Source organism: Reyranella sp., from assembly GCF_050185545.1.
Taxonomy (GTDB): Bacteria; Pseudomonadota; Alphaproteobacteria; order Reyranellales; family Reyranellaceae; genus Reyranella.
Window position 1 is genome coordinate 1 of the sequence record NZ_JBFWZI010000248.1, and the last position, 8,920, is coordinate 8,920.

Annotated in this window: 7 protein-coding genes and 1 pseudogene; 4 read left to right on the forward strand and 4 right to left on the reverse strand. The window is 69.1% G+C overall.

The features are described 5' to 3' along the window. From AB7O82_RS34745 to AB7O82_RS34760, 4 genes and pseudogenes are all read right to left on the reverse strand, one after another. Positions 1 to 292, reverse strand: a pseudogene (locus tag AB7O82_RS34745) (hypothetical protein); the annotation flags it as partial. A 222-nt stretch (positions 293 to 514) separates the two neighbouring features. Beyond that, the gene (locus tag AB7O82_RS34750) at positions 515 to 934 is read right to left on the reverse strand and encodes a CBS domain-containing protein (RefSeq protein ID WP_428621505.1); all 420 of its coding nucleotides are present in this window, start codon (positions 932 to 934) and stop codon (positions 515 to 517) included. Positions 935 to 979: 45 nt separating this feature from the next. Next, positions 980 to 1,453: a helix-turn-helix domain-containing protein gene (locus AB7O82_RS34755; RefSeq protein WP_428621507.1), complete on the reverse strand. Its 474-nt coding sequence runs from the start codon at positions 1,451 to 1,453 to the stop codon at positions 980 to 982. A 33-nt stretch (positions 1,454 to 1,486) separates the two neighbouring features. After that, positions 1,487 to 4,135, reverse strand: coding sequence for a flavin-containing monooxygenase (locus tag AB7O82_RS34760; RefSeq protein ID WP_428621509.1), 2,649 nt, complete (start codon positions 4,133 to 4,135; stop codon positions 1,487 to 1,489). A gap of 642 nt (positions 4,136 to 4,777) precedes the next feature. Here AB7O82_RS34760 and AB7O82_RS34765 point away from each other — a divergent pair. The 4 genes from AB7O82_RS34765 to AB7O82_RS34780 all read left to right on the forward strand — a co-directional run bounded on the left by AB7O82_RS34765 (position 4,778) and on the right by AB7O82_RS34780 (position 8,893). After that, complete coding sequence (locus AB7O82_RS34765; RefSeq protein ID WP_428621511.1) at positions 4,778 to 5,941, forward strand: CHRD domain-containing protein; 1,164 nt, start codon at positions 4,778 to 4,780, stop codon at positions 5,939 to 5,941. An 862-nt stretch (positions 5,942 to 6,803) separates the two neighbouring features. After that, positions 6,804 to 8,060, forward strand: a complete 1,257-nt coding sequence (gene sbmA, locus AB7O82_RS34770; protein ID WP_428621512.1) for a peptide antibiotic transporter SbmA — start codon at positions 6,804 to 6,806, stop codon at positions 8,058 to 8,060. A 183-nt stretch (positions 8,061 to 8,243) separates the two neighbouring features. Continuing rightward, positions 8,244 to 8,465, forward strand: coding sequence for a hypothetical protein (locus AB7O82_RS34775; RefSeq protein WP_428556418.1), 222 nt, complete (start codon positions 8,244 to 8,246; stop codon positions 8,463 to 8,465). Continuing rightward, a complete protein-coding gene (locus AB7O82_RS34780) occupies positions 8,462 to 8,893 on the forward strand; it encodes a type II toxin-antitoxin system VapC family toxin (protein ID WP_428556415.1) in 432 nt (143 codons plus the stop codon). Before AB7O82_RS34775 ends, AB7O82_RS34780 begins: the two co-directional genes overlap by 4 nt. The last annotated feature ends 27 nt before the right edge of the window (positions 8,894 to 8,920 follow it).

Consider the following 8,920-nt stretch of genomic DNA (forward strand, 5'->3'; position numbering starts at 1 on the left):
CGCCGCCCGAGCCGCCGCCCAGCGTGTCGTTGCCCGCGCCGCCGAACAGCATCGCGGCGGGCAGCGCACCCAGGCTCTCGTTCAGGGTGATGATGTCGTTCCCGCCCAGGCCGAAACCCAGGATGCGTGCGGTGTTGGCGACGGTCGGCGTGCCGCCGCGAACGGTCACTGCGCCGCTGTTGACCAGGATTGTGCCCGCGGCGTTGCGGCTGATCGTGATCGCATTGGGAAGGCTATCGCCGAAAACCGTGAGAACGCCCGCGCCGGGTAGAAAGGTCGCTGTGACTGCCATCGGCACCTCCTGGATGCGCGGGTCCACAAGGCTCGCGTTCGGCAGGCGGTTCAATGCGCATTGGTGTGCATTGCTGCATAGCAATGATCTTACCCGTGCGGCGTCGGCGTGCGGAAACGAGGGGGCAGGAAGCCCGGTGGTTCAGCGCGGACCCTGTTTCGTGCGGGCACGAACGACCCGGAAGGCTCGCGAGATGCGCGTGCTGGCGGGCAGATCTGCCGATCAGCGCCAATGCTCCCAGGGGTCGCGTTCTTCTTCATGACTGCGTTGCCCTACGTCGTGGTAGTCGCTGCGGGAAAGGAGTCCCACGATCCTGTGATTCCTCACCAGCGGCAGGTGCCGAAAGCCGCCGTCCCTCATCAGGCGCAGTGCATCGACCGTGGTCTGATCGGGTGACATCGATGTGGGATTTGCCGTCATGACGTCCGCCAGTGGGGTCGTTGCCGCTTCGCGGCCATGCGCCAAGACCCGGCACACGGCATCGCGGCCGGTAAAGATCCCGACCAGCATGCCGGAATTGTCGGTCACCAGGACCGATCCGGCCCGTCCATCGCGCATTCGATTGCAGGCCTCCGCGACGCTGGCCGTTTGGTTCAGGATGATCGGGCTATGCTCCAAAGTGACAGGGCCAAGCTTTCGCATGGTGTCCTCCGCCAAGCGAGGTTCCACCCTGAATTGGCCGGGAAGTCACGGGCAATCGCGGCGGCCCGGAAAGCCAACAGGGTGAAACGCACACACCGTGTCCACTCGTATTCTGCCTGATCGACCTTTCCGATGCATCTCGGGTCGAGTGGCCCGTCGCTTCCCGGGTCGCAATTCGATGTGCCACGTGGCGACGTACGGCGTCGCAGACGACGCGGCGTGGTCTTGCTGCTCGCTGATCTCGCCTCTCGTGCCAGCAATGGTCTGTCGTGCGACGTGCAATTGCGAAAGCCACCCCTCGGGCACATTCAAGGCCTGCGCGACCTTGGCAATGGTCTCGGGGGCGCCTGCGCGGCGCCCGCTTTCGAGATCGGAAAGATACCCTTGGCCATTGCCGGTCTTGGAAGCCAGGTTCACTTGCGTCTCGCCGCGCCAGTTTCGAATGGCTTTGAGCCGACTGTCGCCTCGGAGAATTGCAGCGCTGACCTTCGGGGGCAGCACGCCGCCGCCCGCGGCCAACTCGGCCTTCCGGGCATCGCTCTTCGCCGCGCGCTACTCCGCCGCTTTCGGCAGCACTCCGGCTTCGTCCGTGCCGGCGAACCTCCGCAGCGCCTCGGCCATGTGCTCGCGGCCGCTGACGGCGGTCGCGATCACGTCGACCATGGTGAAGGACGAGTGGAAATGGCCGCGCGCCTGCAACTGCTCGACCGGCACGCCGGCCGCCGCCATGGCCTCGGCGTAGGCGATGCCCTCGTCGCGCAGCGGGTCGAACTCGGCGGTCACCACGAACGCCGGCGGCAGGCCGGCGAGCCTGCCCTGCAGGGGCGACACGCGCGGATCGCCGCGCTCGGCCGGCGAGCAATAGAGATCCCAGAACCAGTGCATCAGCCCGCGCGTCAGGAAATATCCGGTCGCGTTCTCGGTGTAGGAGGGCCGGTCGAAGGTCGTGCCGTCGGTGACCGGGCAGACCAGCAGCTGGCCCGCGATCACCGGCCCGCCGCGGTCGCGCGCCAGCTGGCAGGTGACGGCCGCGATGTTGCCGCCGGCGCTCCAGCCCGCGACCAGCAGCGGGCCGGCGCGGCCGCCCAGTTGACCAGCATGCTCCGCCACCCAGCAGAGCGCCGCATAGCCGTCCTCGGGCGCCGCCGGGAAGCGGTGCTCGGGCGCGTGGCGGTAGTCGACGCTCACCACGATCATGCCGCTCCGCCGGCAGAGATCGCGGCAGAACGGATCGTCCGACGCCGCGTCGCCCAGCACCCAGCCGCCGCCGTGATAGTAGACGACGATCGGATGCGGCCCCGGCGTCGCCGGCCGGTAGAGCCGCCACGCCAGCGGCGCGCCGTCCGCGCCCGGCAGCGTGCCGTCCAGCACCTCGCCGACCGGCCGGCCGGCCGGCCGCGTCGTGTTGAACTGGGCGACGAAGGCGCGCGCGCCGGCCGCGCCCATCGATTCGATCGGCGGCAGGTTCATCCCGGCCATCATGCCCAGCACCAGCCGCGCGTCGGGCTGCAGGCGCACGATCTCGCCGTCGTTGCACTGGGTCTTGCCGCCCGGTCCGCCGAGCCGGAAGCCCAGCATGCCCTGCGCCACCACGTCGTCGCAGATCGTGCGGTAGGGGCCGACGCCGCCGGTATAGGGCATCACGCCCTGCGCCTTGCCCGGCACGTTGGCGCCCGTGTACCAGGTGTTGGCCAGGCGATGCAGCGACAGCGCCGTGCAGTCGGCGAGGTGGCGCTGCCAGCCGGCCTGCGCCGTCGCGGTCGCCTCGATCGTGGTGAAGCCCGCCGCGCGCAGGTCGATCAGGCGGTCGACCACCCAGTCGACATGCTGCTCGATCGACACCGCCATGTTCGACAGCACCGACGGGCTGCCCGGGCCGGTGATCAGGAACAGGTTGGGGAAGCCCGCCACGGTGAGCCCGAGATAGGTCTGCGGCCCCTGCGCCCACAGCGAGTCGATGGACTGGCCGCCGCGGCCGGTGATCGGATGGACCGCCAGGATGGCGCCGGTCATGGCGTCGAAGCCGGTGGCGAACACGATCGCATCGACGTCGACGGTGCGCCGCGCCGTCTTGATGCCGCGCGCGGTGATCGCCTCGATCGGCTCCTGCCGCAGATTGACCAGGCCGACCGTGGGCTTGTTGAAGGTGGCGTAGTAGTTGGTCTCCAGGCACGGCCGCTTGGAGCCGAACGGATGGTCGCGCGGCGTCAGCGCCTCCGCCGTCGCCGGATCCTTGACCACCGAACGGATGTAGCCGCGCAGATGCTCGGCGGCGAGCGCGTTGCCCTCGAGGTCGCCGCCCTGGTCGGCCCACAGCTGGGAGAGCATGACCACGAGATCGCCCGCCGCCAGCGCCTCCTCGAAGCGCCGGCGCCGCTCGTCATCGCTCAGTTGCCAGCTGAACTCGGTGGCGCGCGGCAGCGGCACGCCCGAGAGCGACTGCCGCGCCTGCGCGCGATAGGCGGCGAGATCCTGCACCAGCGGCGCGACGCGATGCGCGGGCCTGGGCCCGTTGTGCGCCGGGAAGGCGAAGTTGGGCGTGCGCTGGAACACGGTGAGGTGCGCGGCCTGCTCGGCGATCCTGGGGATCGCCTGGATGCCCGACGAGCCGGTGCCGATCACCGCCACGCGCTTGCCGGTGAAATCGACTCCCTCGTGCGGCCAGCGCCCGGTGACGTAGACCTCGCCCTCGAACGACGCGACGCCGTCGATCTCCGGCGGCTTGGGCTCGGAGAGGCAGCCGCTCGCCATGACGTAGCAGCGGCACGACACCGACGGGCCGGCGCTGGTCGTGAGCAGCCAGCGCTCGGTGGCCTCGTTCCAGCGCGCCGACGTCACCCGCGTGCCGAAGCGGATGTCGCGCCTGAGGTCGTAGCGGTCGGCGACGAAGCCGAGATAGCGCAGGATCTCGGGCTGGGTGGCGTATTTCTCCGACCATTGCCACGCCGCCTCGAGCGCCGGATCGAAGGTGAAGCTGTAGTCGGTCGTCTGGATGTCGCAGCGCGCGCCGGGATAGCGGTTCCAGTACCAGGTGCCGCCGACATCGTCGCCCGCCTCCAGCCCCTGCGCGGTGAAGCCCGCCTGGCGCAGGCGGTGCAGCAGGTAGAGGCCGGCGAAGCCCGCGCCGACCACGGCGATGTCGACATGCTGCACGCCGTGGCTGCCGCCGGTCGTGTCCGAAGTCCTGGCTGTCTGGGGCATTGCGCTCCTCCCGAATTCGTGATGCTCGATCATGCCGGCCCTTGCCGATGTCGTCGACCGCGCGGCTCGCGGCTCTTTCGCGCCATGGATCGACGGGAGCTCCAGGGTCTTCCGGACCGCGGGCGTCCCGCCCGCTCATGAGCTTGATGAGGGCGCGTTCGGCGGGCGCGGCAGACCGCGCCCGAGCCGAGCCGCGCCTATGAGCGGGCGGGACGCCCGCGGTCCGCACGAGTCATGACTCGTATGGACCGCGGGCGTCCCGCCCGCTCATGAGCTTGATGAGGGCGCGTTCGGCAGGGGCGCGGCAGACCGCGCCCGAGCCGGGCCGCGCCTATGAGCGGGCGGGACGCCCGCGGTCCGCATGAGTCATGACTCATATGGACCGTGGGCATCCTGCCCGCGCGGGCGAGACGCCCACGGTTCGGGAGAGCATGGCCACCCCGCTCACGCAGCTTTGATCGAAGCCGGACCCCCAGTCACCGAACGGTCACCGGCGTGCGGTCGTGCGTCCCGGGCGGCCGTGCCAGCATCCGCGCGCGTCGCGGCAGAGCAGGGATCTCGGAGCGCGGACTCCCGAGGCGGACATCGGCTATCCGAGCGACCGCGGCGATCTTCTGACTGAGACCACCGGAGGAGGAGAGCATGTCCACTGTGTTCCGCGTGATCCTCGAAGGCAGCCAGGAAGTCCCGGCGAACGACTCGACGGCGAGCGGCGAGGGAACGGTCGTCTTCGACAGCGAGGCGATCGCCGCGAGCTACTCGTTCGACGTCGAGGGCATCGATTTCGGCCCGATCACCAGCGGCGAGACTCCGACCGACCCCGACGATCTCACCAATACGCATTTCCACAACCAGGTGCTGGGCATGGCGGGAGCCGTGGTCTTCGGACAGATCACGCCGGCGCATGACAGCGACGACGTTGCCTTCGTGCAGAACGCCGACGGCTCGTGGTCGGAGAGCGGTCGCTGGGAAACCACCGACCCGGCTCCGATCACCAACCTCGCGGCCGTCGGCGGCGACACCTTCGCCAACATCCTCGACTCGGCGGCGGTCGGCTCGGATGTGCCGCTCTACTTCAACGTCCATACCAAGGCGTTCCCGGGCGGCGAGATCCGCGGCCAGCTGGTCGCCGTCGCCGACGACATCGACAACGTCGTGACCGGCACCACGGGAGCCGACGTGCTCGTCGGGACCAACGGCAACGACGCCATCCTGGGCCTCGCCGGCGACGACACGCTGGGTGGCGGCAACGGCGACGACGTGCTCGACGGCGGCGGCGGCGACGACGCGCTGGCCGGCGGCAACGGCGACGACCAGCTCTACGGCAGCGTCGGCATGGACTCGCTGGTGGGCGGCAATGGCGACGATCTCCTGGACGGCGGTTCCGGCGACGACGCCCTTGCCGGCGGCAACGGTGACGACACCCTGAAGGGCGGCGCGGGCGACGACGTCCTGGCCGGCGGCAACGGCGAGGACGTGCTCGACGGCGGTTCCGGCGACGACGTGCTCGTGGGCGGCAACGGCCGGGACACCCTGACCGGGGGCGCGGGCGACGACGTGCTGACCGGCGGCAACGGCCCCGACCGCTTCGTCCTGAATGCGGACTTCGGCGACGACGTCATCACCGACTGGAGGGGCAACGACCACATCCAGTTCGGCGACGCCCTGTTCGCAGATGCCGAAGCGGTCCTGATGGCGAGCGCGCAGGTCGGCGAGGACACCGTCATCACGGCGGGGTCGAACAGCGTCACGCTGGTGGGCGTGCTGCTGAGCGGGCTGCAGGAGGACGATTTCTCGGTCGCGTAGGCGCCGCTTCGCAGGAGGTGTCGCCGTCTTGCGGCGACGGGGTCATGCTTTCTTGGACCGCGGGCGTCCCGCCCGCTCATGATCATGATCGTGCTCTTGATCATGAGCGGGCGGGACGCCCGCGGTCCGCATGAGGATGACCCTTCCGCTCCCCATGACGGGGCACCTTCCCGGCGAGGCCGGAGCCGCGGAGGGGAATGAAAGGCGTGTCCGAATGCGATGCCCCGCGGCGGTCCGGGCGCCGGAGCGACACTTTGGCACCTCGCCGGTGTTTACCGTGTGCCCGCGCTGTGCCACGCTGATCTCCCCATCAACATCGAAAGGAGGTGATCCCGTGAATCTCACCAATGCGACACCGGCGACCTTTGCAGTCTCCGCCAACGGGATCGTTCCTGCCTTGGCTCACAACTGCCCGTAAAGGGTCGACGGCAGTCGGCACAAAGCCGCCTACGGGCGGCTTTGTTGTGTCTGGGAGCGCTCTTCATGCGGACCGCGGGCGTCCCGCCCGCTCATAACCTTCGTGGACCGCGGGCGTCCCGCCCGCTCGTCATCCTTTAGACGGTGAGCGCTTTGCTCGTGAAATCATGACCATGAGCGCGCCATGAGCGGGCGGGACGCCCGCGGTCCGCATGAGCGGGCGGGACGCCCGCGGTCCGAAAGATCATGAGCGGGCGGGACGCCCGCGGTCCGGAGGATCATGAGCGGGCGGGACGCCCGCGGTCCGCATGAGCGGGCGGGACGCCCGCGGTCCGGAAGATCATGAGCGGGCGGGACGCCCGCGGTCCGGAAGATCATGAGCGGGCGGGACGCCCGCGGTCCAGGAGACCTGTCCTCGGGCCCGTTTGGGCACTATGGATAGGCGATGTTCTCCTCGTTCTTCCCGAACCCGAAGCTCTTCTTCCCGGCGGCGCTGCTGTGGACCGCCTTCAGCATGGCCCTGTGGTACGGCGCCGCCCGCGACCTCGGGCCCCAGCTCAGCCTGGGCGGGCTGGTCGGATTCGCCTATCCGCCGGCCAATGCCGACGGGGCGGCGGTCGCGGTCGAGACCGCGCGCAACATCTGGCTGTTCCAGTACATGATCGGCATCGGCGCGGTCTTCGTCGGGCTGGTCGGCTGGCTGATGCCGCACCGCTGGTTCCGTTGGTCGGTCGCCGTCTCGGCGCTCATCATCTTCCTGCTGTGGTTCTCCGTGCAGCTCGACGTGATGATCAACAACTGGTTCGGCACCTTCTACAACATGGTGCAGCAGGCGCTGGCCAAACCCAACGCCGTCACGCTGGAGCAGTTCTTCGGCCAGCTCGCGACCTTCGGCGGCATCGCCGGGGTGTACATCTTCACCGCCGTGCTCACCGCCTTCATCACCAGCCACTACGTGTTCCGCTGGCGCACGGCGATGAACGACTACTATGTCGAGCACTGGCATCGCCTGCGCCACATCGAGGGCGCCTCGCAGCGCATCCAGGAGGACACCCAGAAGTTCGCCCAGACCGTGGAGGGGCTCGGCGCCAACCTGGTCGAGGCCCTGATGACCCTGATCGCCTTCCTGCCGATCCTGTGGGGGCTCAGCGCCTACGTGAAGGAGCTGCCGCTGGTCGGCGAGGTGCCGCAGGCGCTGGTCTTCGTCGCCGTCATCTGGGCCGTGCTCGGCACCGCCGGCCTCGCCGTCGCCGGCATCCGCCTGCCCGGGCTCGAGTTCCGCAACCAGCGCGTCGAGGCGGCCTACCGCAAGGAGCTGGTGCTGGGCGAGGACGACGCCCGGCGCGCCGAGGCGCCGACGCTCGGGAGCCTGTTCCTCGACGTGCGGGCCAACTACTTCCGCCTGTACTGGAACTACCTCTATTTCAACATCGTCCGCTACGGCTACCTGCAGGCCAGCGTGCTGGTGCCCTACGTCGCCCTGGCGCCGTCGATCGTCGCCGGCGGCCTGACGCTCGGCGTCATGCAGCAGGTCATCCGCGCCTTCGGCCGGGTCGAGCAGTCGTTCCAGTACCTGGTCCGGTCGTGGACGACGATCGTGTCGCTGATCTCGGTCTACAAGCGCCTGCGCGCCTTCGAGGCGACGCTCAGCGACCAGCCGCTCGACGTCATCGAGGCCGAGGCGCGGCCCCTGCAGCCGTAGGCGAGGCTGGTCTTTCGCGAGCGGTTCAGATGCGCCAGGCCGATCATCCGGGCCGCGGCGCATGACCCGCTTGCATCGGTCTCCATTTCCGGTAAGGTTTCCGGAAATGGAGCCGCTGACATGGCAGGCAAGGCGAAATCCTCACTTGCGAGACACCGGGCGCGCCTGGAGCGCCGGGGGCTCGTGCGCGTCGAGGTCAATGTCCGCAAGGAAGATGTGAGCCTGGTTCGTGGTGTCGCCTTGGCCTTGTCCGACCCTTCGCGCCAGGCCGAGGCGCGCAGGCTTCTTCGACAGCGCTTCGTCGGGCCGCCCGGGCCGAGCTTGAAGGCGCTGCTTGCATCCGCGCCGCTCGACGGCATCGAGCTCGAGCGCAGTCGCGATCCTGGGCGTGACGTCGATCTGTGAGCTACCTGATCGATACCAACATAATTTCCGAGGTCTGCAAGGGCGCTCGTTGCGACGCGCATGTTTCCGCCTGGTATGCCTCGATCGTCGACGAGGATCTCTTCTTGAGTACGCTCGTCCTCGGTGAGATCCGAAAGGGCGTCGAGCTTGCGCGCCGACGGGATGCGGGCAAGGCAGTCGCGCTCGAACGCTGGTTGCGGGAAGTGGAGACGGCGTTCAATGGGCGTGTGCTCGGCATCGACAACGCCGTATCCGACCAGTGGGGCCGAATGAGCGCCATAAGGCCTGTTCCGGTCGTCGACGGCCTGCTCGCAGCGACCGCGCTGGCCAATGGCCTGACGCTGGTGACCCGCAATGATCGCGATGTCGCCGGCCTGGGCGCGATGGTGCTCAATCCGTTCAAGGGTGCCCGGGCACGAGGGTCATAGGCGCCAACTTTGGCCGGTCCAGCAAAG

Excerpts from the sequence above, each read along its gene's own strand:
- AB7O82_RS34750 (WP_428621505.1), bottom strand. The coding sequence starts at position 934 with ATGCGAAAGCTTGGCCCTGTCACTTTGGAGCATAGCCCGATCATCCTG.
- AB7O82_RS34765 (WP_428621511.1), top strand. The coding sequence starts at position 4,778 with ATGTCCACTGTGTTCCGCGTGATCCTCGAAGGCAGCCAGGAAGTCCCG.
- sbmA (WP_428621512.1), top strand. The coding sequence starts at position 6,804 with ATGTTCTCCTCGTTCTTCCCGAACCCGAAGCTCTTCTTCCCGGCGGCG.
- AB7O82_RS34760 (WP_428621509.1), bottom strand. The coding sequence starts at position 4,135 with ATGCCCCAGACAGCCAGGACTTCGGACACGACCGGCGGCAGCCACGGC.